Annotated in this window: 21 protein-coding genes; 10 read left to right on the top strand and 11 right to left on the bottom strand. The window is 33.9% G+C overall.

Translation table 11 applies throughout. From position 1 onward, the window contains the following. Positions 1-4: 4 nt before the first annotated feature. A complete protein-coding gene (locus CVULP_RS05780) occupies positions 5-1,510 on the bottom strand; it encodes a peptidylprolyl isomerase (protein ID WP_099507021.1) in 1,506 nt (501 codons plus the stop codon). A 365-nt stretch (positions 1,511-1,875) separates the two neighbouring features. Here CVULP_RS05780 and rsmH point away from each other — a divergent pair, with 365 nt between their 5' ends. Together rsmH and CVULP_RS05770 are read left to right on the top strand one after the other, a co-directional pair. Continuing rightward, positions 1,876-2,790 carry a 16S rRNA (cytosine(1402)-N(4))-methyltransferase RsmH gene (gene rsmH / locus CVULP_RS05775; protein WP_099507568.1) on the top strand — a complete coding sequence of 305 codons (915 nt, stop codon included), beginning with the start codon at positions 1,876-1,878 and terminating at the stop codon, positions 2,788-2,790. Positions 2,791-2,796: 6 nt separating this feature from the next. Continuing rightward, the gene (locus tag CVULP_RS05770; RefSeq protein ID WP_099461655.1) at positions 2,797-3,687 is read left to right on the top strand and encodes a hypothetical protein; all 891 of its coding nucleotides are present in this window, start codon (positions 2,797-2,799) and stop codon (positions 3,685-3,687) included. On the opposite strand, the gene CVULP_RS05765 is transcribed toward CVULP_RS05770, so the two are convergent. Beyond that, entirely contained in the window at positions 3,675-4,172 is a 498-nt protein-coding gene (locus CVULP_RS05765) for a hypothetical protein (protein WP_099507569.1), read from the bottom strand. The two genes, CVULP_RS05770 and CVULP_RS05765, sit on opposite strands and share 13 nt — an antisense overlap. A 76-nt stretch (positions 4,173-4,248) precedes the next feature. Between CVULP_RS05765 and CVULP_RS05760 the strand changes: the two genes are divergently transcribed. After that, positions 4,249-5,109, top strand: coding sequence for an aminotransferase class IV (locus CVULP_RS05760; protein WP_099507570.1), 861 nt, complete (start codon positions 4,249-4,251; stop codon positions 5,107-5,109). On the opposite strand, the gene CVULP_RS05755 is transcribed toward CVULP_RS05760, so the two are convergent. After that, positions 5,087-6,424, bottom strand: coding sequence for an SH3 domain-containing C40 family peptidase (locus tag CVULP_RS05755; RefSeq protein WP_099507571.1), 1,338 nt, complete (start codon positions 6,422-6,424; stop codon positions 5,087-5,089). The two genes, CVULP_RS05760 and CVULP_RS05755, sit on opposite strands and share 23 nt — an antisense overlap. Positions 6,425-6,473: 49 nt before the next feature. Here CVULP_RS05755 and CVULP_RS05750 point away from each other — a divergent pair, with 49 nt between their 5' ends. Together CVULP_RS05750 and CVULP_RS05745 are read left to right on the top strand one after the other, a co-directional pair. Continuing rightward, on the top strand, positions 6,474-7,796 hold the full coding sequence (locus CVULP_RS05750) for an ATP-dependent DNA helicase (protein ID WP_099507572.1): 1,323 nt from the start codon (positions 6,474-6,476) through the stop codon (positions 7,794-7,796). Positions 7,797-7,809: 13 nt separating this feature from the next. Continuing rightward, complete coding sequence (locus CVULP_RS05745; protein WP_099461660.1) at positions 7,810-8,496, top strand: hypothetical protein; 687 nt, start codon at positions 7,810-7,812, stop codon at positions 8,494-8,496. Here the strand turns inward: CVULP_RS05745 and lolA are convergent. Then, on the bottom strand, positions 8,493-8,993 hold the full coding sequence (lolA, locus tag CVULP_RS05740; RefSeq protein ID WP_099461661.1) for a LolA-like outer membrane lipoprotein chaperone: 501 nt from the start codon (positions 8,991-8,993) through the stop codon (positions 8,493-8,495). The two genes, CVULP_RS05745 and lolA, sit on opposite strands and share 4 nt — an antisense overlap. A gap of 103 nt (positions 8,994-9,096) precedes the next feature. Between lolA and secA the strand changes: the two genes are divergently transcribed. The 5 genes from secA to CVULP_RS05715 all read left to right on the top strand — a co-directional run bounded on the left by secA (position 9,097) and on the right by CVULP_RS05715 (position 16,629). Next, complete coding sequence (gene secA, locus CVULP_RS05735; RefSeq protein WP_099507573.1) at positions 9,097-11,703, top strand: preprotein translocase subunit SecA; 2,607 nt, start codon at positions 9,097-9,099, stop codon at positions 11,701-11,703. Between the two features lie 40 nt (positions 11,704-11,743). Next, the gene (locus CVULP_RS05730; protein WP_099507574.1) at positions 11,744-13,444 is read left to right on the top strand and encodes a DUF262 domain-containing protein; all 1,701 of its coding nucleotides are present in this window, start codon (positions 11,744-11,746) and stop codon (positions 13,442-13,444) included. Positions 13,445-13,505: 61 nt separating this feature from the next. Next, positions 13,506-14,699 carry an ABC transporter permease gene (locus CVULP_RS05725; RefSeq protein ID WP_099507575.1) on the top strand — a complete coding sequence of 398 codons (1,194 nt, stop codon included), beginning with the start codon at positions 13,506-13,508 and terminating at the stop codon, positions 14,697-14,699. A gap of 17 nt (positions 14,700-14,716) precedes the next feature. Beyond that, positions 14,717-15,739 (top strand): uroporphyrinogen decarboxylase, encoded by a 1,023-nt coding sequence (hemE, locus tag CVULP_RS05720; protein ID WP_099507576.1) that lies wholly within the window; start codon positions 14,717-14,719, stop codon positions 15,737-15,739. Continuing rightward, the gene (locus tag CVULP_RS05715; protein ID WP_099507577.1) at positions 15,736-16,629 is read left to right on the top strand and encodes a radical SAM protein; all 894 of its coding nucleotides are present in this window, start codon (positions 15,736-15,738) and stop codon (positions 16,627-16,629) included. The genes hemE and CVULP_RS05715 overlap by 4 nt, the downstream gene beginning before the upstream one ends. On the opposite strand, the gene CVULP_RS05710 is transcribed toward CVULP_RS05715, so the two are convergent. From CVULP_RS05710 to aroB, 7 genes are read right to left on the bottom strand one after another with little or no spacing between them, the layout of a single operon-like run. Further along, positions 16,595-17,239: a uroporphyrinogen-III synthase gene (locus CVULP_RS05710; protein ID WP_099507578.1), complete on the bottom strand. Its 645-nt coding sequence runs from the start codon at positions 17,237-17,239 to the stop codon at positions 16,595-16,597. The genes CVULP_RS05715 and CVULP_RS05710 overlap by 35 nt on opposite strands. Then, positions 17,217-17,840 (bottom strand): thiamine phosphate synthase, encoded by a 624-nt coding sequence (thiE, locus tag CVULP_RS05705; RefSeq protein ID WP_099507579.1) that lies wholly within the window; start codon positions 17,838-17,840, stop codon positions 17,217-17,219. The genes CVULP_RS05710 and thiE overlap by 23 nt, the downstream gene beginning before the upstream one ends. Then, the gene (gene thiD / locus CVULP_RS05700) at positions 17,833-18,639 is read right to left on the bottom strand and encodes a bifunctional hydroxymethylpyrimidine kinase/phosphomethylpyrimidine kinase (RefSeq protein WP_099461669.1); all 807 of its coding nucleotides are present in this window, start codon (positions 18,637-18,639) and stop codon (positions 17,833-17,835) included. The genes thiE and thiD overlap by 8 nt, the downstream gene beginning before the upstream one ends. Positions 18,640-18,647: 8 nt before the next feature. Continuing rightward, positions 18,648-20,240, bottom strand: a complete 1,593-nt coding sequence (locus tag CVULP_RS05695; protein ID WP_099507580.1) for an ATP-dependent metallopeptidase FtsH/Yme1/Tma family protein — start codon at positions 20,238-20,240, stop codon at positions 18,648-18,650. Further along, positions 20,237-21,481: a tRNA (N(6)-L-threonylcarbamoyladenosine(37)-C(2))-methylthiotransferase MtaB gene (mtaB, locus tag CVULP_RS05690; protein WP_099507581.1), complete on the bottom strand. Its 1,245-nt coding sequence runs from the start codon at positions 21,479-21,481 to the stop codon at positions 20,237-20,239. Before mtaB ends, CVULP_RS05695 begins: the two co-directional genes overlap by 4 nt. Then, entirely contained in the window at positions 21,474-23,030 is a 1,557-nt protein-coding gene (locus tag CVULP_RS05685) for a mechanosensitive ion channel domain-containing protein (RefSeq protein WP_099461672.1), read from the bottom strand. The genes mtaB and CVULP_RS05685 overlap by 8 nt, the downstream gene beginning before the upstream one ends. After that, positions 23,027-24,079 (bottom strand): 3-dehydroquinate synthase, encoded by a 1,053-nt coding sequence (gene aroB / locus CVULP_RS05680; protein ID WP_099507582.1) that lies wholly within the window; start codon positions 24,077-24,079, stop codon positions 23,027-23,029. Before aroB ends, CVULP_RS05685 begins: the two co-directional genes overlap by 4 nt. Positions 24,080-24,111 lie beyond the last annotated feature (32 nt).

Below are 24,111 nucleotides of genomic sequence, written 5' to 3'. Positions count from 1 at the left end.
CCCTTTAGTGATAAATTTTAATCTTATATGTTTTTTTCAATTCTTCTAAAAGCTCTTGTTTAATTTCACTACTTTTAAGAGTTTTTAGGCTTGATTCTAGCATAGTTTGATATTGATTAAAATCTTGTTTGTTTGGATTTAATTTTTGCTTTTTAATACGATAAAGTATAGCTTTTGTATCATTGATTAGAACATAAGAACTATTTTGATCTGTATTAAAAACCTGCGAGAGAAAATAGCTAAATTCTGCACTATTCAAAATTTCATCACCAACTTTTTTAACATCTTTGATAGAATTTCTATTGACAAACTCTAATTCCACGCCTTTAAATGATGGTAGAGCTCTTTCTGCTTTTTCTTCAAGAGCCTTTCTTGCTTCTTCGCTGTAATACATTGGCAAAACTTCAGCTCTTGCCTCTTCGAAATTTTTAATACGCACAGGATTTATTTGATTTAAACGAAAAATCATAAAGCCATCTTTGCAAATTTTATTTTCGCATTCTTGCCAAATGACAGGCTTTAAAATATCCTTATTTTTAGCCTTTGCTAAGAGCTCAAAAGGGTAATTTCCATCTTCTTCGCTAATGTTAAAATCTTTTTGAAAATTATCTTTTTGATTTCTTAGAGCAACAAATTTTTCATTAGCTAAATTTTTTGTTTTCTCAAGACTAAGATCTTTTATAAGCATTTCTTTAGCTAGTTCAAAGTCTAAAATTTTGCCATCTTGAGCTTTGTATTTAAACTTATTATTTTCATTTTCATAAAAAGTTCTAAGTTCATCTTGGGAAAAATTTGACTTTTTTGCTTCGATAAAATAGCTAGAAAGCTCGTAACTTTTTTGCGTTTTGAAGTCGTTTTTGTGTGCTTCCCAAAGTTTTTTAAGAGCGTTTTCATCGATTGCTAAGTCTTTTTTATCAAAAGTGATTTTGGCAATTTCTAAAGCATCTTGCATAAAATAACTTGCTGCCAACATTTGCAATTCATTTTCCTTAGCAGGTAGTTCAAAAATTTTATTAAGCTTATTGAGAATAATTCTATCACTTAAAATCTGTTCATAATTTTTAGAAAGTATATTATTTTGCTTTAAAATGGCATAATAAATATTTTTATCAAAAATTCCATTGGCATTTTGAAATTCTTCTGCCATAGAAAGTTCTTGTATAACCTCATTTTCATTTGCCCAAAGCCCCAAGCTTTTTGCAAAATTAAGTAAAAGTTTATCTTCAATGAGTGAATTTAGAGCAAGATCTTTAAGTCCTAATTTTTCGGCATTTTCTTCACTTAAGCCCCCATTGCTAATTTGATTATAATAGCCATAAATTTGATTATATCTTAAATTAAATTCCACAAAAGAAACTTTTTCATCACCCACAGTGGCGACAGAACTGCTTCTATTTTGATTATAATCGTAAGCTCCCCATCCCACAACACCTGCCCCAACAAAGGCAATAACGCTAATCCATATCGTTACGACTAAATACTTTTTATGGTGCTGCATCCAAGTAAGCATATTTTTCCTCTCATTTTTTTTTAAAGCTTTTATTTTATCAAGTTAAGTTTTAAATAGGCTTTAATTGTAGAATATTTTGATATTTTTTACTAAATTTTGAAAATTAATTTAGAGTATAATTTAAGAAAATTATTTGTTTTTTTGTAAAAATATACAAGTGTAAAATGAAGTTTGCAGTCTGTTTTATGGGACATAAAACTTAATAAACAAATTTATTAAAGCTTGCTGATATAAAATATCTAAAGATTTTTTCTAGCCAAAGATAAATAAAAAGCTTTTAGCTTTTTGTTGAATTCTTGCCCGCAATTAATATTTTATTTTAGATAAAATATTAAAATTAGAGCAAAAAGCTTTAAGGATAAAATTTGCAAATTCCACATATTCCCGTTTTACCCAAAGAAGTTAATCATCTTTTTGAAAAGCTCAATGAGGGGGTTTTTTTAGATTGCACTTTGGGTTATGGTGGTCATAGTGAAAATTTGCTTAAAATGCATCCTAATTTACATTTAATCGCTTGTGATCAAGATGAGGAGGCATTAAAATTTTCTAAAGAGCGTTTGAGAGAATTTGACACGAGAATAAAGTTGTATCACTCAAATTTTTCGCAAATTTTAGAGCAGATTGATTTGAGAAATTTAAGAGGAATTTTAGCGGATATAGGCGTTTCTTCTTTGCATTTAGATAAAGATGAAAGAGGCTTTTCATTGCGTTCAAATTTTTTAGATATGAGAATGGATAAAAATCAGCCTTTAAGTGCTTTTGATGTGATTAATAACTACTCGAAAGAAAAACTTGCAAATATTTTTAAAATTTATGGAGAGTTAAAAAATGGAGATTTTTTAGCGGAGAAAATTATTAGAGCTAGGGCAAGAAAGCAAATTGCAAGTGCTAAAGAGCTTTGTGAAATTTTAGGCGATACAAGGCTGAAAAATCGCAAAATATCACAAGCTATTTTAGCCTTTCAAGCTTTAAGAATAGAGGTTAATAAAGAGCTTGAGGTTTTGGAGCTTTTTTTGCAAAAACTTGAAAAAGCACACCTAAAAGACTGCATTTTAGCTATAATTTGCTTTCATTCTTTAGAAGATAGGATAGTAAAAAATTATTTTAAAAAATGGGCTAAAGCTTGCATTTGTGATGAAAGGGCGCTTCGTTGCGAGTGCGGGGCAAATCATAATTTGGGTGCAATTTTAAATAAAAAACCCTTAACGCCGAGCCAAGAGGAGATAAAAGTTAATCCGCGTTCATCTTGTGCAAAAATGCGAGCTTTTTATTTTAAGTGAGTTGGAATGTTAGAAGAAGATTTTTTAAAAGAAAAGCAAAATATACGCCAAAAAATGCTTAAATATTCACGGGCTATGACTCGGGGAATTCCTATGGACGAAGAGCTTAAGAAAGAAATTTCTAGTGATGATATTTTAAGAAGGCGTGTGAAGAATAAGCGTCAAAATTTGCTTGATGATGAATTGTTTGAGCCAAATTCATCGAAAAAATCAAATATCTATCTTAAGGAAGACTTAATTAATGTAAAGTTGGAGGAAAAGCAGCCTTTAAGCTCTCGTTTTTTTGTTCGTTTTAAAAGAAAAAATAAGCAAAAAAATGAAGTTAAAAAGGAAAAGCTCGAAAAAAGGAAAAGTTTTATCTTTAATTTTAAAAAATTTAAAAAAGTAGAGAAAGGACTTAAAAAGGAGCCTTTAGGGCAAAATAGCACTATAAAAACTCCCGTTTTAAATTTAAGTCAAAATTCTTCTTTTAAAGATAAAAAAACTCAGCTGCCAAAAACACCACTTAAACAAGAAAAGCTTTCCAAAAAACCAGAAATTGAAGAAGAAAAAAAACCTTTAGATATTAAAACTCTTCAGCCACAAATAGAGCCTTTAAAAGAGTTACAAAGCGAAACTATAGAGGCTAAAGATACCTTGCTTGAGGGCTTTAGTAAGGTTACAAAAGAGGAGAGAAATTTAAATGCAAATCACCTGCTTTTTGCGAGTTTGCTTTTAAGCTTTGCTTTATTTTTATTTGTTCCGCAAATTTATATCCGTAATCAAATTTATTATTTAAGCAGAGAAATTGCTACACTAAAAGCAGAAGAAAGTGTGTTAAATGAGGAAAATAAAGAGCTGAAAAGACGCTTGGAAAATCGGCGTTTTCAAAATCAAATTTTAGATTATTTGGAATGATAATGGACGATTTTTTCAAGCACATATTGCTCAAGGGCGTTTCTAGGAACCTCTTCTTCTAGGGCTTGTTTATAAATTTCTTCTACGATTTTGGAATATTTTTCATAGGCAAAACAGGGGAAGTGATTTTGCCACGCTTTTAAAATAAGTTTTTTTGACATAATTTTTCTTATGTAAAGTTTAAAAAGGTCAAAGCCAATAAAGACAAAAGCCGTTACTAAAACCGCACTAATAATGCTAATGTGAAAGTCTAAAAGTGTGAAAAAATAGTGTGTTATTACAAGTAGGGGTAATAAAATTACAAGACATAAAACCCCATAATAAAGATAGGCATTAAATGATTTAATTTTAAAATTGAGTTTAGCAGGATCTATGAGCATACCTTCATTAAATAAAACATTTGCTTCTAGCAAATCTCTCAAAAGCACAGGGTGTTTGGAAATTTTAAAAAGAAAATTGAGAGTAAAATCTTTAAATTTTTTCATTTTCACTTCTTTTTGATTTAAATTTGGCGTATTTTAGCATAAATTTGGAGTATAATTTATCAAAAAAGGCTTTGAAATGATGCAAGAAAAAGAGATAGTTTTTTTAAATGGAGAATTTTTACAAAAAGATAAGGCGAAAGTTAGCATTTTTGATAGAGGCTTTATTTTTGGTGATGGGATTTATGAGGTTGTGCCCGTTGTCTTTTCTAAAATGGTCGATAAGGAGGAATTTTGGCATAGATTTGAGAGAAGTTTAGGGGCAATTAAGCTTAGTTTGCCTTATGCAAGAGAGGAATTTGAAGACATTTTAAAGGAACTTATTGCTAAAAATTCGCTTAAAGAGGGTGGAGTTTATATGCAGATAACTAGGGGTGTGGCGTCTAGGGAATTTGGCTTTGTAAAAAGTCTTAAGCCTACTGTTATGGCTTTTGTTTTTGAATGTAGTGTTTTGAAAAATGAATTTGAAGAGGGAGTGAGTGTGATTAGTGTGCCTGATTTGCGTTGGAGGAGGCGTGATATAAAGTCTATCTCTCTTTTAGCACAGTGCTATGCTAAGGAGCAAGCTATTGAGGCTGGGGCATTTGAGGCTTTTATGATAGAGGATGGCAAAGTCAATGAAGCTTCAAGTGCTTCTGCTTTTATTATTAAAAATCAAACTCTCATCACTAAGCCTTTTTCCAATGCGATTTTGCCGGGTATTAGAAGATTAAATATCCTTAAATTTGCACACGATCTTGGCTTAAAAATCGAACAAAGAGCCTTTAGTATGCAGGAGGTTTATGAGGCTGATGAGGTCTTTATCTCAGCAGCCACACTTTTGCTTCTTAGCGTAGTAAAGGCAGACGGAAAGCTTATAAATGGGGGGAAGGTGGGCGAATTTGTCCCAAAACTTAGAGCCAAGTATGTCGAAAAAATCACAAAGGAGGCTTTAGCTTAGAAAGATAGCTGCTAAGCTCCAAAACTTCATAGTCGTTAAGTTCTAAAAAGCTAAGATGAGAGAGTTTGCTAAGGAGTAAATTTTCTTTTGGAATTTGATTTTTGCCTATTTCTAGACTTGTGAAGACGCTTTGTCCTATTAAAAGCCTTTGCTTTTCATCTAAACGCAAACCCCAAATGCTATGCAACGCTACGCTTTTATCATCAAGCTCTCCTGCATAAAGCATAATATGCCCTTTCATATAAAGTAGCGTGGCGTAAGGTTTTGCGAAGCGTTTTAAAAGCTCCTTTTTTTCTTCATTATTTAAAAAGCTAATATCGAAATTTTTAAAGCTTTTGTTTTGTGCTAAAGAATTGCGTGGGAGATAAAGTCCAAAGGGTGCAAAAATATCTCTTAAAAATAAAGAACAATCCCTTTCAAAATCATATCCACCCCAACCATAAGGACGCGTTAAAAGCTGTGAAATTTGGTGTTTTAAATGCGTATCATCAAATTTTAATGGAAAAGAAGAAGCGATTTTTTTGGAAATTTTGTATTTTCTAGCACCTATTTTTCCATAATAATAATTTTTATCTTGCTTATAATAGGGATAAAGTGCGCCTATGCGTGTTTCAAAAAAGAATTGCCCCCTTTCATCTAAAATGGGCATTTTTTCTTTAAGTGGGGTGATGAAATTAAGGCTCTCATAAATTTTTGTTCTTTTATCATCAAAAAGTTCTAAATTTTTTCTCTCCACAAAGCCAAAGCCACTTTCACTCATCACAAAAGCATAGCGTTTATCTAAACTCAAATGCGAGATCAAAACGGCACTTCCAGCATTTAAAACAGAATCGCTTGCATAATCAAAGGGAATTCCCTCCCCTTGTAAAAAAGGATTTTTCAAAATCGCTTTTTGAGTGGGGAAATTTTTTAAAATGCTATTTTGCACGACTAGGGCTTTTTGATTGAGTGAATTAAGTGCTTTTGTGTTGGCATTTTTGATTTGAGTGTTGAACCACGAAAGGGGGATTTTTTGTTTATTGAAAAAATAATAATTTCCGCTTTTATATCCGCTAAAAGACCAAAATAAATTCACCTTTTTAAATTGTTTAAAATTGCTATGCCAAGGGGCGAAAAACGATGCTTTGTATTTGTGTGGATTAGTTTTTATGGTGCTATTTAGGGTGGGAAGCATACTTAAATTTTGCTCAAATTCTAAGTTGGCATAAAAAGAATTTGTTGTTTGTAAAATGGGTTTTTCTAAACTTTTTTGAGGGGCTTTGTGGGTGGAGCAAGCCATAAATAAAAAAGCTACAAAACACAAAATATAACGCATAATAAACCTTTTACAAAAAATGGCTATAATTATACTTTAAGGAAATATAATGCTTGATAAATTAGAAAAAATTTTGCAAGATCGTAATGTTTTTTTAAGTGGTGGAGCGGGTGTTGGCAAGAGTTTTTTAACGAATCAGCTCAAATTTTCTTATAGAAAACAAAATAAAAAGCTCGTGGCTTTAGGCTCTAGTGCTTTGAGTGCTTTTAATGTTGGTGGAGTTACTCTACATAGCTTTTTTTGTTTAGGGCGAATAGAAAATTTTGAGGATTTGAAAAATTATGATAGATTGCAAAAGAATAAATTAAACAAGCTGGAAAAAGTGCTTTCTAAGCTTGATTTAATCATCATTGATGAAATTTCTATGGTAAGTGCGACTATTTTTGATATGGTAGCGTTAAGGCTTAAAAATTCGGGCTTTTCTGGGAAAATTTTGCTTGTGGGAGATTTTTTTCAGTTACCCCCTGTGGTTAAGGAAAGGCAAAATTCCCTATTTGTCAATACTTACTACGCTTTTGCTTCACTTTTTTGGGAGGAATTAAGACTTAAAAATGTCAAACTTTCTGTGCCAAAAAGAACGAATAATGCTGCATTTTACGAGCATTTATCCCTTTTGCGTGAGGGTTATTTAAGGGAACAAACGCTAGATTATTTTAAAGAATTTCTCATTAAAACACAGGATTTAAAAGATTTAGATGATAGTTTTACCCTGCTTTGCGGGATTAATAAAAGGGCAAATGCTATTAATGAGGAGAAACTAGCCAAAATCAACGCTCCTTTGTTAAATTTCAAGGCTAAATTTGAAAAGAAAGATGAAAGTTTAAGTGAGCATCAGTTTAAGGCTTGGGCAAGTGGGCTTGGGATTTTGGAGGAGCTTAAGGTAAAGGTGGGGGCTAGAATTATTTTTTGTATGAATCATTTTGAGCAAAATTATTATAATGGTGAGCAAGGAGTGATTGAGGACATTATAGAAGATGAGAGAGGGGTGCTTTTGCAGATTATGAAAAATAACGGACAAATGATCCTTTTAGAGCCTTACACTTTCGAGCTTAGCGAGTTTAAGGAGGAGGGCGATGGGCTTGATTTAAATATTAGAGCAAGTGTGGTGCAGTATCCTATAAAATTAGCCTATGCGATTACTATTCACAAATCACAAGGAATGAGTATAGAAAAGCTTGTGTGTGATATTGATCATATTTTTGAAAATGGACAGCTTTATGTAGCACTTTCAAGAGCGACTAATCCGCAAAATCTTAAAATTTTGTATTCTAAAAATTGGGATTTTAGAACTTATTTTGAAAAAGCGTTAAAATTTGATGAAAATGTAAGTCGTTTTTATAAAGAAAACGATTTTATCGATTTGGAATTGTAAATAAGGATTTGTGATGAAAAAAATAATATTAAGTTTAATTTTACCTTTATTTTTAAGTGCCGAAGTAGTAGAACTTGAGAAATTAAGGACGGAACTTTACTCAAAAAGCGGAGTAAATGTGCTGAAAAAGATTGAAATTTCTTTAGAATTTGAGGGTAAAAATCTTAAGCACAATGAAAAAAAGCTTACTGATAGTGTAAATACTGTGATTTCAGGCTTTTTTTATGAGGATATTTTTACGGAGCTAGGTAAAAATAATTTTAAAAAAACCTTAAGTAAATTTGTAGATAAAAAATATAAAATTAAGCTCAATGACATTTATATTCTTTCTTTAAGTGGGGTGGAGAAATTTGACATTGAAGAATTTAAGCGTTTCTTAGAAAGCACAGATGCTAAAAATGTCAAAGAGGAAGTTAAAGAAAGCGTAAAGGATTTGGAAAACGCACCAAAGCTTGAAATTCCAAAGGTGCAAGTGCCACAAATAGAGACAAATTTGAGTCAGCAAAATGATAATTTATCCTTGCCAAAAATCTTTGAAAATTTAAGTGAAAATGAAGAAAAGCGAGAAGATGAGAGAATTGATCCTAAGCTTTTTGAGCTTTCTAAAAACATTGAGGCAGAGATAAAAAGGGGCTTAAGCCTTGAAAATAACACAACAGGTTTTGAGCTTGAATTTGACGCAAATGCGACACAAAATTAGCGTAAAATATCGTAATTTTGCGGGAATTTTGGCTTGAAAACTTGAGGATTGATTTTGGTATTTTTTTGAGGTTTATGAAGTGTGATAAGCACTTTATTTTCAAATTCATCGATGTATTGTATGCTTTTAACTTCGTCATTAAAAAGCGTGATGAAATAATCGACATTTTCATAACGAGCTTTAAATTTATTAGGGCTTATTTCTTTAGCCTGTTTGAAAATGACATTTAAATTAGGGATTTTCTCAAGCCTTGCAAAGCTTACTTGTTCTAAATCGTGCTCAACAATGACGATTTCATTTTTGTTGATATAAATTTCTTTTTTGCTCGGGCTTTCATAGGACCAAAAGGCTCTATCTTTTTCTAAAATAAAATGTCCTTTATACTCAAATTTGCTATTTTTAGAACTTACACTTTGAATAAATTCACTTGTATAATTTTCATAATCAAAAGCAAAAATTAAGCTACAAATTAAGCTTAAAAGGGCAAAAAATTTCATTTTAATTCTCCAAAAAGTTTTTAATTTTATCTTTATATTCTAATAAAATTAATTAAATAATCGTTATAATTACGCTTTTAAATCATTTCATCAAGGGTCTAAAATGCTTTTAAACGCTATAAAAAATATATTTGGAACAAAAAATGAACGCGAGCTTAAAAAATATCTCAAAAGAGTAGCACAAATCAATGCTTTAGAAAGTGTTTATGAAAATTTGAGCGATGAGGAATTAAAGGCTAAATTTGCAGGCTTTAAAGAAGAGCTTTTAAGTGAAAAAAAGAATTTGGAGGAGCTTTTAAATGATGTATTTGCCATAGTGAGGGAGGTGGGAAAACGAACGCTTAATATGCGTCATTTTGATGTGCAACTCATCGGTGGTATGGTGCTTCACGAGGGTAAAATTGCTGAAATGAAAACGGGCGAGGGTAAAACCCTAGTTGCAACCTTACCTGTGGTTTTAAATGCGATGAGTGGTAGGGGTGTGCATGTGGTTACGGTGAATGATTATTTGGCTAAAAGAGATGCGGAACAAATGAGTGCGATTTATAATTTTTTAGGCTTTAGCGTGGGGGCGGTGCTATCTTCACAAAATAGCGATTTAGAACATAAAAAAGCCTATGAATGCGATATTACTTACGGCACAAATAACGAATTTGGCTTTGATTATTTGCGTGATAATATGAAATTTTCTAAGATTGAAAAGGTGCAAAGAGAACATCATTTTGTTATTGTCGATGAGGTGGATAGCATTTTAATTGATGAGGCGAGAACGCCTTTGATTATTTCAGGTCCTACTAACCGCACTTTAGATGGCTATATTAAAGCAAATGAGGTCGCAAAAGCTCTTAAAAAAGGCGAAGCGGTAGAGGCTAAGGATTTGGCTAAAGGAATTAAGGCTAGTGGTGATTTTATAGTCGATGAGAAGAATCGCAATATTTTAATCACAGAAGAGGGTATAGCAAAGGCGGAAAAGCTTTTTGGCGTGGAAAATTTATACAGCCTTGATAATGCGATTTTGGCACATCAGCTCGATCAAGCCCTAAAGGCACATAATCTTTTTGAAAAAGATGTGCATTATGTTTTAAGGGGAAATGAAGTTGTTATTGTCGATGAATTTACGGGGCGTTTAAGTGAGGGGAGGCGTTTTAGCGAGGGACTTCATCAAGCTTTAGAAGCGAAAGAGGGTGTGAAAATTCAAGAAGAAAGTCAAACTTTAGCTGACATTACCTTTCAAAATTATTTTAGAATGTATGATAAATTAGCAGGTATGACAGGCACAGCACAAACGGAAGCGACTGAATTTTCGCAAATTTATAATTTAGATGTCGTTTCTATCCCCACAAATATCCCTATTAAAAGGCAAGATAGGGACGATTTGATTTATAAAACTCAAGAGGAAAAATTTAAAGCCGTGATTGATGAGATTAAAAAGGCAAATGCTAAGGGACAGCCTGTGCTTGTGGGGACAGCTAGCATTGAAAGAAGTGAAGTTTTTCACTCTATGTTGGCAAAAGAAAAAATCCCTCATTATGTGCTAAATGCTAAAAATCACGAGCAAGAGGCTTTAATTATCGCTGATGCGGGTAAAAAAGGTGCGGTTACCATAGCGACTAATATGGCAGGGCGTGGAGTGGATATAAAAATCAATGATGAGGTTAGAGAGCTTGGCGGACTTTACATCATCGGCACAGAAAGGCACGAGAGCCGTAGAATTGACAATCAGCTTCGTGGGCGTGCAGGGCGTCAGGGGGATCCGGGGACGAGCCGTTTTTACCTAAGCCTTGAGGATAATCTTTTGCGAATTTTTGGGGGCGATAAGATTAAGGGCATTATGGAAAGGCTTGGCATTAAAGAGGGAGAGAGCATTGAAAGTCGCATTGTTACAAGGGCGGTGGAAAATGCGCAAAAAAAGGTGGAAAGTTTGCATTTTGAAAGTCGTAAGCACTTGCTAGAATATGATGATGTGGCAAATGAGCAAAGAAAGACGATTTATCGTTACCGCAATGAGCTTTTAGATGAAAATTATGACATTAGAGCAAAAATCTCGCAAAATATTAAAGAATACGCACAAAATACCCTAAATTCTATGATGATGGGTGAGAGTTTGGACGATTTTGAGGGCTTAAAGCAAAAAATAGCTCACGATTTTGCGACTGAAATTGATGAGTCGGATTTTAAGGAGCTTGATTTGGTCGCTTTGGAGGAGAAATTAAGCGAAATTTTGGAACGCTCTTATGAAGAGAAAATGGCACAAGTTGCAACAGAGCAGTTAAGAAATATTGAGAGAATTTTGTATTTGCAAGTTTTAGATAATGCTTGGAGAGAGCATTTGTATCAAATGGATATTTTAAAAACGGGCATAGGACTTAGAGGGTATAATCAAAAGGACCCTTTGGTGGAATATAAAAAAGAGAGCTATAATCTTTTCTTAGAGCTAGTTGAGCGTATTAAATTTGATAGCATCAAGCTACTTTTTAGTGTGCAGTTTTCACAAAAAGAGGCGGAAAATTTAGAGCAAAAGGTAAGCAAGGAAAATGAGGAATTTTTGGAAAATACTGCACAAATGGGTGCGAGTGAGAATCATTTAGGCGAAGCGGAATTTAAAAAAGTGCCTAGAAATGCTCCTTGCCCTTGCGGAAGCGGAAAGAAATTTAAAGAATGCCACGGAAAAAGTGGTCCTAAGAGGGGAGCGGTAGCGGATAGAGTTTGATAAGAGGGAGGATTATGCAAAGTAAGTTGAAGGGAAAGTGATGAAAGCGTCAGAAAAGAATTTTGGCTTTATGCGAGAGGAAAATTGTATCGAAGTTCCATTTTTTCAAAGAGCTTATGCTTGGGATAAAGAGCAGTGGGAACAATTATTTAAGGACTTAAAGGAGAGTTATAAAGATAATAAAAAAGACCATTTTTTAGGCTCTGTCATTTTTAAGCAATTAGCCACGAATGCTGGAGAGGGTTCAAAAAGAAGTTTGATTGACGGACAGCAAAGATTAACAACCTTTTCCCTTTTAGTAAAGGTGCTATATGAGCGTTTAGACGATCAAGATAAGAGTGATTATACTGAGTATTTGTTTCAAAAACCAACTAAAAATAAAAAGCCAAGAATAGAGCATTCTAAAGTTGATAGAGAAGTTTTTGCGGTTGTTTTGCGTGGCGATGAGGGGATTAATCATTTATATCAAAATGAGGAAATTTTTCAATGTTATCAATATTTTAAAGAGCAAATTGAAAGTGAAAAATTGGATTTTATGGACTTTTTAAATTTTATTTTAGAGTCAAAATTATGGGTTGCTATTAATTTGGAAGCAAATGAAGATGAGCAAAAAATTTTCGACTCTATTAACACGGCTGGTTTAAGACTAACGGCGACAGATATTATTAAAAATGCTATTTTTGCAAAGGCTCTTAAAATAGGTGCAGATTATGAGAAGCTTTATAAGGAGTGTTGGGAAGCAATTTTTGAAGTGAAAGAAAATAGAGAATTTTGGGAGATAGAAGTTGAGATAGGTAGAATTAAAAGGGTGCAAAGTGAAATTTTTCTTCATGCTTTTGCTGTTGTGGGGCAATTTTTTAATCCAGAGAAAAATTCTTTGGAGGATTTAAGTTTTCTTTATAAAGAGCATATTAAAAATTTTGATAATGATGAACTAGAAAGCTTTTTAAAGAGTATTAGGGAATATGCAGAAATTTATAAAAATTTCCCATTTTTTAAAGGTGAGGCATTGCGTTTTGATGAGGATATGAAGCGTTTATTTCATATCATAAGCGTGATAAATGTCAATACCGCTATGCCGTTAATTTTATTTTTAAGTCATAGTGTTAAAGAGCAGACACTTTTAAATGAGTGTTTGCAAGTTATAGAAAATTACATTATAACGCGTTATGTTTGTGGGTATGATACAAATAGTTATAATAAAAAATTTGCCGCTATTGTAAGAAGTATTGATTTGAATAATCCTTTAGAAGATTTAAAAGAAAAGCTTAATGATATACCAAGTAGAAGTGAATTAGAAAAGGCTTTAGAGCATTTGTATTTGAATAATAGAGCTCCAAAACTTATTTTATTTTGGATAGAGCTATATAGGAGATATCTTAGCAAAGATAAGCAAGATTTAGTGGAGTTGAATTATGATTATACTTTGGAGCATTTAATACCACAAACTTGGCAAACGCATTGGAAGGATATTGTTGGCGATGATGAGAAAGCGAAGAATTATATTTATCAAATTGGTAATATGACCCTTTTAAAAGGCTCTTTGAATAGCACCATAAAAAATTGTGCTTGGAAAATAAAGCTAGAAGGCGATGGAAGTCGTAAAAATTGCATTAAAAAATGTGCCGATTTACTTATCACTCGCGAATTATTGGACAAAAACGAATGGAATTTGCAAAGCGTAGAAGAGCGTAGTGCTAGGCTTATTGAGGAATTTTTTAAGATTTGGAAAATTGAATAATGAATGATTTTTAAATTAATATGGAATTTAATGTGAAAAATTTAATTTTGAGAGAACTTTGATGAGTCTAGCGCGTTATTTACTTTTTAAATACCTTCGTTTTGATAAAGAGCAACCTTTTATCAATCTTTCTATGCTTTTGGCGTTTTTGGGTGTGTGCGTGGGACTTTGTGTTCTTTTGGTTGCTATGGCGATAATGAACGGCTTTGATAAGGAATTTCAAAAACGTTTTTTTGTGATGAATTATCCCATTACGATTTTGCCGAAATTTTATGCACCCGTTGATGATGAATTTGTAGCGGAGTTAAAGCGTGAATTTCCACATTTGCTTTTTAGTCCTTATCTTAGCACTCAAGTCATCGCTAGGAGTGATAACCGTTTTGAGGGTGGGGTGATTTTTGGCGTGAATTTTGAGGAAGAAAAAAAGATTAACGAGGTTGTTAAAAACGCCCTGAAAGACACGAATTTAAGCTCTTATGACATAGTTATAGGAGAGGTTTTGGCGGAGGAATTTCGCCTTAAAAAAAATGACAAACTTTCTTTAATCTTTTCAAATTTAAATCCTAGCGGCTTTTCTCTCACTCCCACTACAAAGCGTTTTGATGTGAAAGCCAAGTTTAATTCTGGGCTTATTTTTTACGATAAAGCTTATATGTATGTCGATGCTAAAGTACTTAGAAAGGTTTTAGGCGTGAAAGAGGGCTATGATGGTGTGCATATTTATAGCGAAAATGCTTTTAAGGATATAGAAAAACTTAAAGCTTATTTGGGGCAAGATTATGCCGCCATAGGTTGGTGGGAGCAAAATCAAAATTTCTTCTCCGCCCTAGAGCTTGAAAAAAGGGCTTTATTTATCGTTTTAATGCTCATTATCCTTGTTGCTGGGCTTAATATAATAAGTTCGCTTTTAATGATAGTGATGAACCGCCGTAGTGAAATCGCCCTTTTACTCGCACTTGGTGCAAGTAGAGCGGAGATTAAAAAAAGCTTTTTTGCTCTTGGTATGCTAATAGGGGGTAGTGGTATGGTGTGCGGGGTGATTTTAGCCTTTCTAACTTTGTGGTTTTTGGGGAATTACAACATCGTTTCTTTACCTGCTGATGTGTATGGCACTTCAAAATTGCCACTTGATTTATCTATTTTAGATTTTATTTTAACCTTAGTGGGAGCTTTATTTATCATCGCTCTTTCTTCATTTTACCCTGCAAAAAAGGCGACTGAAGTGAATATTTTAGATACTTTAAGAAATGAATAATTTAAAAAGGACAAAAAATGATTTTTATCGATGCGTGTTTTAAGAGACAAACGCCCTATACTCCTGTGTGGATGATGCGTCAAGCGGGGCGGTATTTGAGCGAATATATGGCAGTTAGAAAGAGTGCGGGGGATTTTCTCTCACTTTGTAAGGATTATAAAAAGGCTAGTGAAGTGAGCTTACAGCCTGTGGATATTTTGGGCGTGGATGCGGCGATTATTTTTTCTGATATTTTGGTCGTGCCTTTAGAAATGGGACTTGAGCTGCGTTTTGAAAAAGGCGAGGGACCTGTTTTTAGCACTCCACTCCAAAATAAAGAAGATTTAGATAAACTTGATGATTTAAGTGCGGTTAAAAAGCTTCATTATGTCTATGACGCTCTTTCTTTGACAAGGGAAAAACTCCCAAAAGATAAGGCTTTGATAGGATTTTGCGGGAGTGCTTGGACGATAGCTACTTATATGATAGAGGGTAGGGGGAGTAAAAATTATGCAAAATGCAAAAAAATGCTTTATCAAAATCCTGAGCTTTTACATCAAATTTTAAGAACATTAAATGAAGTGTTAAAGCTGTATTTAGAGGAGCAAATTAAAGCTGGAGCAAATGCGGTGCAGATTTTTGATAGCTGGGCTGGGGCTTTAGAGGAGGAGGCGTTTTTTGAATTTTCTTTTTCTTATATGCGTGAGCTTAGTGCGTATCTTAAGCGAAAATATCCGCATATCCCTGTAATAGTTTTTCCAAAAGGTGTGAGCGGGTATTTGGATAGAATTGATGGGGAATTTGATGTGTTTGGAGTGGATTGGAGCACCCCACTTGATTTAGCTAGAGATAAACTTTCTCATAAATTTACCCTGCAAGGTAATATGGAGCCTTGTAGGCTTTATGATAAAAATGCCATAAAAAAGGGCGTGGAGGAGATTTTACAAACAATGCAAGGCAAGGCACATATTTTTAATCTAGGTCATGGAATTCTCCCTGATATCCCTGTGGAAAATGCGAAATATTTTATCAAGCTTGTGCAAGAAAGCTCTAAAAAATGATCATTTTTGGACCTGTGAATTCTAGGCGTTTTGGACTTTCTTTGGGGGTGGATTTAAGCGGAGCAAAAAAGCAGTGTAACTTTGACTGCGTGTATTGTGAGCTTGAAGCGGCAAAGCCTATGAAAGAGCAAGAGAACGTTTTGAGTGTGGAGGAAATTTTAGCCAAGTTACGAGCTGTTTTAAAAAAAAGCGTGAAATTTGATGTTTTAACTCTAACTGCTAATGGTGAGCCTAGTCTTTATCCACACTTAAAAGAGTTAATTTTAGAGCTTAAAAAGCTTGCTAGTGATAAAAAAATTCTCATCTTAAGCAACGGCACAGCAGTTTTAGATGAGGAAAAAATACAAGCTTTAATGCTGTGTGATATTGTAAAATTTAGTCTTGATAGTGCCAATGAAAAAACCTTTTATAAGATAGATAGAGCCTTAAAAGAGATACATTTAAGCACGATGATAGAAAAAATGGCGGAATTTAGGGCTAAGTTTAGCGGTGCTTTGGTGATGGAAATTTTAGTGGTTAAGGGGCTTAATGATAAGGAGGAGGAATTTGTCTTACTTAATGAAGCTTTAGCAAAAATTAAGCCTTTAAGAGTGGATTTAAGTAGCATAGATAGACCTCCTGCTTATGCGGTGAGCGGGGTTGATGAGCTTAGGCTTTTTGAGTTAAGTCGGTTGATTAATGCCGCACCTGTTTTTATAGCGAAAAAGAAGTCAGATGTGAAACTTAGCTTTAGCAAAGAAGAGCTTTTAGCAACCTTGCGTTTGCGTCCTCAAAGTGAATTTGATGTGGAGTGTTTTGATGCAAAAAGTAAGGAAAATTTAAAAAATCTCCTTGAAAAAGGACAGGTAAAAACCCTTAATCTTGCTGGAGTGAAGTTTTATAAAGTCTAGCTAAATCAACACAAGCCTTAATTGTCGGCTCTTTTGCAAGATGACACTTAAAGTCCTTAAGTGCTTTTGCTGTGCTTAGTCCTATGGTGATGAAGACATCTTTGGGGTGTGCTTTGTAAGATTTTAAAAAATTTAAGGCACTAAGCGGAGAACTAAAAATAAAAATGGCAGGTTGTTTAAGTTCTATTTTGCAAGGCTTAAAGACATTTTCATAAACGATTAGCTCTTTTAGTTTTACTCCGTAGTTTCGTAAATCTTCATTGAGCCTTGAGGCGATATTTTTACCCCTAAGATAAAGGCATTTTCGCCCTTTTAATTCCTCTTTAAATTCATCAAAAAGCGTTTTTCCATAGGCAAGTGATGGAATTTTTATCTTTGTGAAGCCGAGTTTTTTTGCCTCTTTTGCTGTTTTTTCTCCCACAGCATAAATTTGCAAGGTAAAATCAAGCTCAATCTTAGCTTTTTCTAGAGCTTTGAGGGCGTTTTTAGATGTTAGGATAAGAGCATTAAAATCTTTTAAATTGACATTAAAATCGAAAAATTTTATTTCATTTAAAATAAGGTTTTCCACTCCCTCAAATTTCGCTTCATTTAAGAGATAGATTTTCACACACAGCCTTTTTTAGTTTTTTCGCAGCTAAAGTAGGATTTTGTGCCTCCATAATAGCCCTTACCACCGCTACTCCACTTAGTTTTATGCCTTTTAATTCTTTAACAACCTCCTCATCAATGCCACCGATTGCTACGACACTTAGAGGCGAGTTTTCACAAATTACACGCAAATTTTCAAGGCTTAAAACACTGCTTTTTTTAGTTGGCGTTTTTTTAATCGCTCCACAGCCTAAATAATCTGCTCCCTCAATGCTTTCAAGCTGTTTTAAGCTTTTAAGACTTAAGCCTATGATTTTATCTTTTCCTAGAATTTTTCTTGCGATTTGTGAGGGTAAATCCTCTTGCCCTAAATGCACCCCATCAGCATCTAAGGCTAGAGCAAGGTCGATTCTATCGTTGATGATGAGGGGGATTTGGTATTGTTGGCAGAGTGTTTTAACCTTTAAGCCAAGCGTGAAAAAATCTCTTGCATTTAAGTTCTTTTCTCTAAGTTGTATAATGCTCACTCCCCCATTTATCGCACTTTCAAGCACATTTAAAAAGCTTTCATCGCTTAAATTCCCACGACTTGCGACAAGATATAAGCTTAAATCAAGCATTAAAAGCCCAAAAATGATTTGTCGGTCCGCAACCTTTACCTAAATTTAAGCTATAATCAATCGCCCCTCTTACATATTCTTTCGCATCTTTTACACTTTCAAGCTCTGTTTTACCTAGTGCTAAATTTGAGGCAATGGCAGAGCTTAAGGTGCAGCCTGTGCCGTGCGTGTTTTTTGTCTCTATGCGTTCGCCTTTTAAGATGTGAATTTGTTTCCCGTCAAAAAAAACATCGTTAGCATTTTCACTTCTATGTCCGCCCTTGATTAAAACAGCTTTTGCACCTTTAGTGTGAAGGAATTTGGCTGCCCTTATCATCTCTTCTTCATTTTGAATTGTAAAACCGCTTAAAAACTCTGCTTCTGGGATATTTGGAGTAAGTATATCGGCAAATTGTAAGATATTTTCCTTAAAAAATTCACAACACTCACTAGGCATTAGGGCAAAGCCATTTTTAGCAAACATCACGGGGTCAATGACGACATTTTCAGGCTTAAAACGCTCTAAATTCTCCCTTACACAAAGCATTAGCTCCTTACTTCCTATCATACCGATTTTAACAGCCTTAGGAGGGATATCCTCAAACACTGCTTCAAACTGCTCTTCAACGCACCTAGTTGGCACATTATGCACACTAATTACCCTTGCGGTGTTTTCCGCAACCACACTTAAAATCACACTCATACCAAAAAGCTTATGTGCGCTAAAGGTTTTTAAATCCGCTTGCACACCAGCGCCCCCACTACAATCGCTTCCAGCTATGGTTAAAATAGGGATTAACTCACTTCCTTTTGCTTTCATTTTTTCCTTTATAGACTTATTTTTTTCACATCTTCGTAGGTTAAACTTTCTTTTTCTAGTAAAAGTTTAGCCAAATTTGCAACGAGTTCTTTTCGCGTTTTTAAAAATTCTTTAACTTCGCTTTTTTCTCTTTCCAAATTTTTTTCTTCTATCATATTAAAACCTAGCATAAAATCCACTAGTTCCTTGATTTTGATAAAGTCTTGCTGTGAATTTGTGTAGCTTTCATTATATAAAAGTTGCATAGCCATAAAACCTGCAAGGTGAGTTTTGATTTTATTTAAAAGCTCGGATTTTGATTTGATATTAGCCTCATATTCTTTAAAGCGGTCCTCAATGAGCGTGATTTTATCAAATTTCACATCAAAATAATACGCACACAAAGCCTTTGCCGCTTGATAATGTGCTTGAATTTGCTTTTCTTTTTCGCTTAAATTAAGGATTTTTCTTTTGCCTAAAAGCACTTTATTTAAAACCGCATAAAAGTCGCTATCTTCCACCACTTCACTCCCACGCCTTAATGCGTTAATCGCAGCTTCATTGACAAGGGTTTCAAGTCCAGCACCGCTAAAACCTACGCTTAATTTGGCTATTTTTTCTAAATCAACTTGATTTTTTTTATTTTTCATATAAATTTCTAGAATTTTAAAGCGGTCTTTGAAATCAGGCAAGGAAAGAAAAATGCGTCTATCAAAGCGTCCTGAACGCAGCAATGCTTCGTCCATGAGTTCGATTTTATTCGTTGCGGCGATGACGATGACTCCGCTATTATCCTCAAAGCCGTCCATTTGGGTTAAGAGTTGATTAAGTGTGCTATCTCTTTCTCCGTTTGAAAGCTCATTTCTAGCCTTACCCACCGCATCAATCTCATCGATAAAAATGATACTTGGCGCCATCATTTTAGCCTTGGAAAAAAGCTCCCTCACTCTTTTTGCGCCCATTCCTACATAAATTTCGACAAAGCTTGAGCCTGATTGATAAAAAAAAGGCACACAAGCCTCACCCGCCACAGCTTTTGCAATGAGGGTTTTACCCACTCCTGGCGGTCCTATCATTAAAACGCCTTTTGGCATTTTGACACCAAATTTTTTGTATTTTTGAGGATTTTTAAGAAAATCAACCAACTCGTTAAGCTCCATTTTCACTTCACTTACCCCTGCAACATCGTCAAAAGTAATGCTAGAAATCACAGGTTTTATGGAGCTAAGTGGCTCTTGTAGAGGGGAGGCTGGGGCGTGGTTTATGGGGAATTTTTGCCCTTCTTTTTTGCGGCGAAACAAATTAAAGCTAATCAGCAAGGCTAATAAAAAAACCAAAAAGACAAAAATAATCCAAGCACTATAATCTTTTTTGATTTCCACGGGCACATTTGCTAAAAGCTCTTTAATATCTACACCTTCTTTGATGATGACATAATGCTCTCCTGCGGCTTTGAGTAAAATTTCATCTTTATTAATAATGGCTTCTTGGATAAGCTTTTGTTCCAAAAGGCTTTTGTAGAGTGCTTCATCGATAAATTTGGGTTCGTTTTTAAAATACACTATGGCTAAAAGCACGCATAAAATCCCAAAAGAAAAAAGTATGATTTTGTTATTTTTCATTCTATCCTCGTTTCGTTAAATTCCTCTTTGATTTCGTAATTTTCGACATTTAGCCACATTTTACTTAGATCTTTTTGACTTACAATTTTCATTTTATTAAAAAATTGGTCATAGCCCTCATAAAAGCCGTTTTTCTCGCTTTCTACTAGCACTTCAAGCTTGATTTTATTTGCCTTTCTGAATTCAAAATTATTTTTTTGCACTATGGCTTTAAGGGTGTTAAGCCTTTCTTTTGCAAGGTCGCCTTTGATGGTGTTTTTAAGAGTGGCGGAGTGGGTATTATTTCTTGGCGAAAAGATGAAAGCGTGAATATGAGTGAGTTTAAAATCCATAAAATGCTTTAAAGCCTCTTGCCACAGCTCCTCGCTTTCTCCGGGGTGTCCTACGATAAAATCTGTTCCTAAAGCAAAGCCCTTTGAAGAAAGGGTTTGAAAAAGCTTTAAGTCATCTTTTGTATGGCTTCTGCGTCTCATAATGCGTAGCATTGTTTCGCTGGTGTGTTGTAAGGCGATATGAAGATGTCTTTCAAGTAATTTTTCATCTAAAATTTCCATAAAACTTTCGTCAATTTGTGCAGGTTCTAAACTGCCTAAACGAATGCGTTTTAGCCCTGAAATTTGCATCATTTTTTGCAAAAGTTTGCCTAAGGTCGTGCCGTCTTTTAAGCCGTAAGAGCCTATATTTGTGCCTGTAAGGACGATTTCTGTGTAGCCATTTTGTATTAAGATTTTAATCTGCTCTAATAAATCACTTTCTTTTATACTTCTTGATTTGCCTCTTACGCTAGGTATAATGCAATAAGAGCAGTTAAAATCGCAGCCTTCTTGAATTTTCACAAAGGCTTTTGTGTGATTTTCATAGTTTTTAACAATGTCCTTATCAATGAAATTTAAGTCCCCAAGTTCATAAAAACGCTTTTTTTCTTTTAACAATTCATTGATTTTAGCTTTATTTGACGCACCCAAAACGCCAAAAATCGCCCCATTATCTAAAAGTTCCTTGCCCTTACTCACTGCTGCACAGCCTGTTAAAATGACCTTAATATTATTTTTCTTAAGATTGTTAATGTAAGTCTTTAAGCCACTATCAGCACCATTTGTAACTGTGCAAGAATTAATAATGACAATGTCTGCCTCTTTTTCATCATTTGTCAGTTTAAAGTCTTTAATATAGCCCTTTATCAGCTCACTATCATAAATATTTGTCCTGCAACCAAAAGTTTTTAAAAAAATTTTACGCATTAAAATCCCTTAAAAGCTCTTTTGGTATAGCATTTTGCCTTTTATCTAAATAAAGATTTTGACTAGGATAGGCGATTTTAATGTCCTCGTGCTTCATTAGCTCCGTAATAAGCTCTTTGCTAATCGTGCTTCTTAGATTCAGTGCTGCATAAGCATTTGTCATATACCAAGCAGAAAGTCTTATGCCCCAGTGTTCAAAAAAGATGTAAATTTTAGGCTCAACCTTAGGATTTTTAATGCTATATTCATTTTGTAATTTACGCATTGCTTTTTTAGCCAGTTCAGTGTAGGGTTTGGCTTGTTTAATGATGATTTGCTCCATAATGTCCTTAGCCTTTTCTAAATTAGAATCAAAACTTAAGGTTATGTCAATGCCATCTAGCACGGTTTTCATTCCGTGATGGGTATAATTTGCGATTAAATGCGTGAAAACATAATTATTTGGGATAAAGATAATCCGCCCACTGCGGCGATTTTTCATATAAGTTTCTAGGGTCAGGGTCTCATAAATGGTAATACGTAAAAAAGAAATGTCAATAATGTCTCCTATATAAGTAATGTCATTTTGTATCACTTTAATGCGGTCTCCCACTCTCATACTCCCGCCAAAAATTATCACGCACCACCCAAGCATAGACATAAACATATCTTTCATAGCGATGGCAAGTCCAGCAGAGGCAAAGCCAAGTATGGTAACAAGATAAGTGATGTTTTCGATATAGGCAAAAAGGAGGATTAAAAGGATAAGGTTGAGATTGATAAAATTGATAATTTTAGTTGCGGTGTAGTAGCGTTCATTATCTTTAATATATTTTTTAGCAATCAATTTCAAACAAAAAGAGGCGATGATAACTAAGATAATGGCGATAAGGATATTAACCGCTCTTAGCGTTTGCACTTTAATCTCGGCATTTACACGCGTGATTTCATCTTCAATTTTTTTCTCATACACAGAAAAGGACACTTGTGCAAATTGCAGAGCATTTTCAAATTCGCTCAATTTTTTATTTGATTCTTTAAGAGCGTTTAAATTTTCTTTGCTATTATCTAGTTTTACAAGCTCTTTAAGTTCGGCATTTTTTTCCTTAATCTTTAAAACCAAATTTTCAAATTCTTTCATTTTTAAAATATGCTCATCTTTTTCGTCTTTTAATTTTTTGATATGAGAAAAAGCACCGATGATGGCAAGAGGATTGGTAAGCTTTGGGAGAACTTCGACATTTTCATTGATATTTAAATTTTGCGTAAAGTTAAGATTTTTATAATCTTTTAAAAGTTTGAGTTGCTCTTCTAAATTTGCGATTTTACTCTGCGTTGCGTCTTTTTGCTCGTAGCTTAAATGCTCTTTATTTAGCTCCTCTCTTAAGAGTATAAGCTCATCGCTAATTTGTTGATATTTGATGAAATTATCATAGCGTATATTATAAATACTAGCATCGATAATGGTATTTAGTGTATTGATTTTAGCCTTACTTTCTAAAATTAAGCTTGTATTAAGCTCTGCAAAAGAAAATATGGCAAAAAAAGCTAAGAAAAGGATTTTTTTCATATAAAATGCTCCAAGCTTTTTAAAAGGATTGATTTAGGGACATCTTCTTTGATGATGCCCTTTCCAAGCGGTGCGGGTAGGATAAAGCGGATTTTGTGATTTGCACTTTTTTTATCTAGGAAAAAAGCCTGATAAAACTCGTGGATATTTTCAATTTTATAATATGTAGGTAGGGCGAATTTTTGCAAAAGATTCTTAATTCTTTCACATTCTTCCTTGCTTAAAAGTCCTAGTTCGTAGCTTAAATGATTTGCCATATTCATACCTATGGCTACGGCTTCTCCGTGCAAATAGCTTTTATAATGCGTCTCATTTTCTATGATGTGGGCAAAAGTGTGTCCGTAATTAAGCAGCATTCTAACTCCGCTTTCTTTCTCATCTTTAGAGACAATCTTAGCTTTTAGTTCGACACTTTTTGCGATGATTTTTATAAAAATTTCATCTTCACATTGTGCTTTTAGGAAATTTTTTGCGTCAATTTTTTCTATAAAATCAAGCAAGTTTGCATCAAAAATAATTGCCATTTTAATAAATTCAGCTAAGCCCGCACTAAGCTCCCTTTGTCCCAAAGTCCTTAAAAATGCACTTTCACAATATACAGCCTTAGGTTGATAAAAAGTACCAATGAGATTTTTACCAAAATGATTATTAACCCCAGTTTTCCCTCCCACAGCCGCATCCACGCAGGCTAAAAGTGTGGTAGGGATATTTATAAATTTAATGCCTCTTTGATAAATGCTAGCCGCAAAGCCCCCCATATCGCTTATCACTCCTCCGCCAAAGCTAATTAAAAGGCTTTTTCTATCAAGCTTAGAATTACACATTTGGTTTAAAATTTCTTCTATTGTGCTTAAATTTTTATACTCCTCCCCGTCCTTAACGCTGATGATAAAAAGCTCCTCGCACTCGATTTTCTCCAGTAAGTTTTTAAGATGAAGTCCTGCGATTTTTGGGTTAGTTAAAATGGCAACTTTACCTTTAAAATTTAAATTCAAACCCTCATTAATAAAGACTTTGTAGGGATTTTTGACTTTTACTTCTACCTGCATTTTTTTCCTTGTTTAAAAAGCAAATTATAACA

The sequence above is a fragment of the Campylobacter vulpis genome (assembly GCF_014217995.1).
GTDB classification, from domain to species: Bacteria; Campylobacterota; Campylobacteria; order Campylobacterales; family Campylobacteraceae; genus Campylobacter_D; species Campylobacter_D vulpis.
This window is presented reverse-complemented; position numbering and strand designations above follow the sequence as displayed.

What these genes read in the sequence shown, in the direction of transcription:
- CVULP_RS05780 (WP_099507021.1), bottom strand. Translation starts at nt 1,510, where the DNA reads ATGCTTACTTGGATGCAGCACCATAAAAAGTATTTAGTCGTAACGATA.
- CVULP_RS05770 (WP_099461655.1), top strand. Translation starts at nt 2,797, where the DNA reads ATGTTAGAAGAAGATTTTTTAAAAGAAAAGCAAAATATACGCCAAAAA.
- CVULP_RS05765 (WP_099507569.1), bottom strand. Translation starts at nt 4,172, where the DNA reads ATGAAAAAATTTAAAGATTTTACTCTCAATTTTCTTTTTAAAATTTCC.
- CVULP_RS05760 (WP_099507570.1), top strand. Translation starts at nt 4,249, where the DNA reads ATGATGCAAGAAAAAGAGATAGTTTTTTTAAATGGAGAATTTTTACAA.
- CVULP_RS05755 (WP_099507571.1), bottom strand. Translation starts at nt 6,424, where the DNA reads ATGCGTTATATTTTGTGTTTTGTAGCTTTTTTATTTATGGCTTGCTCC.
- CVULP_RS05750 (WP_099507572.1), top strand. Translation starts at nt 6,474, where the DNA reads ATGCTTGATAAATTAGAAAAAATTTTGCAAGATCGTAATGTTTTTTTA.
- CVULP_RS05745 (WP_099461660.1), top strand. Translation starts at nt 7,810, where the DNA reads ATGAAAAAAATAATATTAAGTTTAATTTTACCTTTATTTTTAAGTGCC.
- lolA (WP_099461661.1), bottom strand. Translation starts at nt 8,993, where the DNA reads ATGAAATTTTTTGCCCTTTTAAGCTTAATTTGTAGCTTAATTTTTGCT.
- secA (WP_099507573.1), top strand. Translation starts at nt 9,097, where the DNA reads ATGCTTTTAAACGCTATAAAAAATATATTTGGAACAAAAAATGAACGC.
- CVULP_RS05730 (WP_099507574.1), top strand. Translation starts at nt 11,744, where the DNA reads ATGAAAGCGTCAGAAAAGAATTTTGGCTTTATGCGAGAGGAAAATTGT.
- CVULP_RS05725 (WP_099507575.1), top strand. Translation starts at nt 13,506, where the DNA reads ATGAGTCTAGCGCGTTATTTACTTTTTAAATACCTTCGTTTTGATAAA.
- hemE (WP_099507576.1), top strand. Translation starts at nt 14,717, where the DNA reads ATGATTTTTATCGATGCGTGTTTTAAGAGACAAACGCCCTATACTCCT.
- CVULP_RS05715 (WP_099507577.1), top strand. Translation starts at nt 15,736, where the DNA reads ATGATCATTTTTGGACCTGTGAATTCTAGGCGTTTTGGACTTTCTTTG.
- thiE (WP_099507579.1), bottom strand. Translation starts at nt 17,840, where the DNA reads ATGCTTGATTTAAGCTTATATCTTGTCGCAAGTCGTGGGAATTTAAGC.
- thiD (WP_099461669.1), bottom strand. Translation starts at nt 18,639, where the DNA reads ATGAAAGCAAAAGGAAGTGAGTTAATCCCTATTTTAACCATAGCTGGA.
- CVULP_RS05695 (WP_099507580.1), bottom strand. Translation starts at nt 20,240, where the DNA reads ATGAAAAATAACAAAATCATACTTTTTTCTTTTGGGATTTTATGCGTG.
- mtaB (WP_099507581.1), bottom strand. Translation starts at nt 21,481, where the DNA reads ATGCGTAAAATTTTTTTAAAAACTTTTGGTTGCAGGACAAATATTTAT.
- CVULP_RS05685 (WP_099461672.1), bottom strand. Translation starts at nt 23,030, where the DNA reads ATGAAAAAAATCCTTTTCTTAGCTTTTTTTGCCATATTTTCTTTTGCA.
- aroB (WP_099507582.1), bottom strand. Translation starts at nt 24,079, where the DNA reads ATGCAGGTAGAAGTAAAAGTCAAAAATCCCTACAAAGTCTTTATTAAT.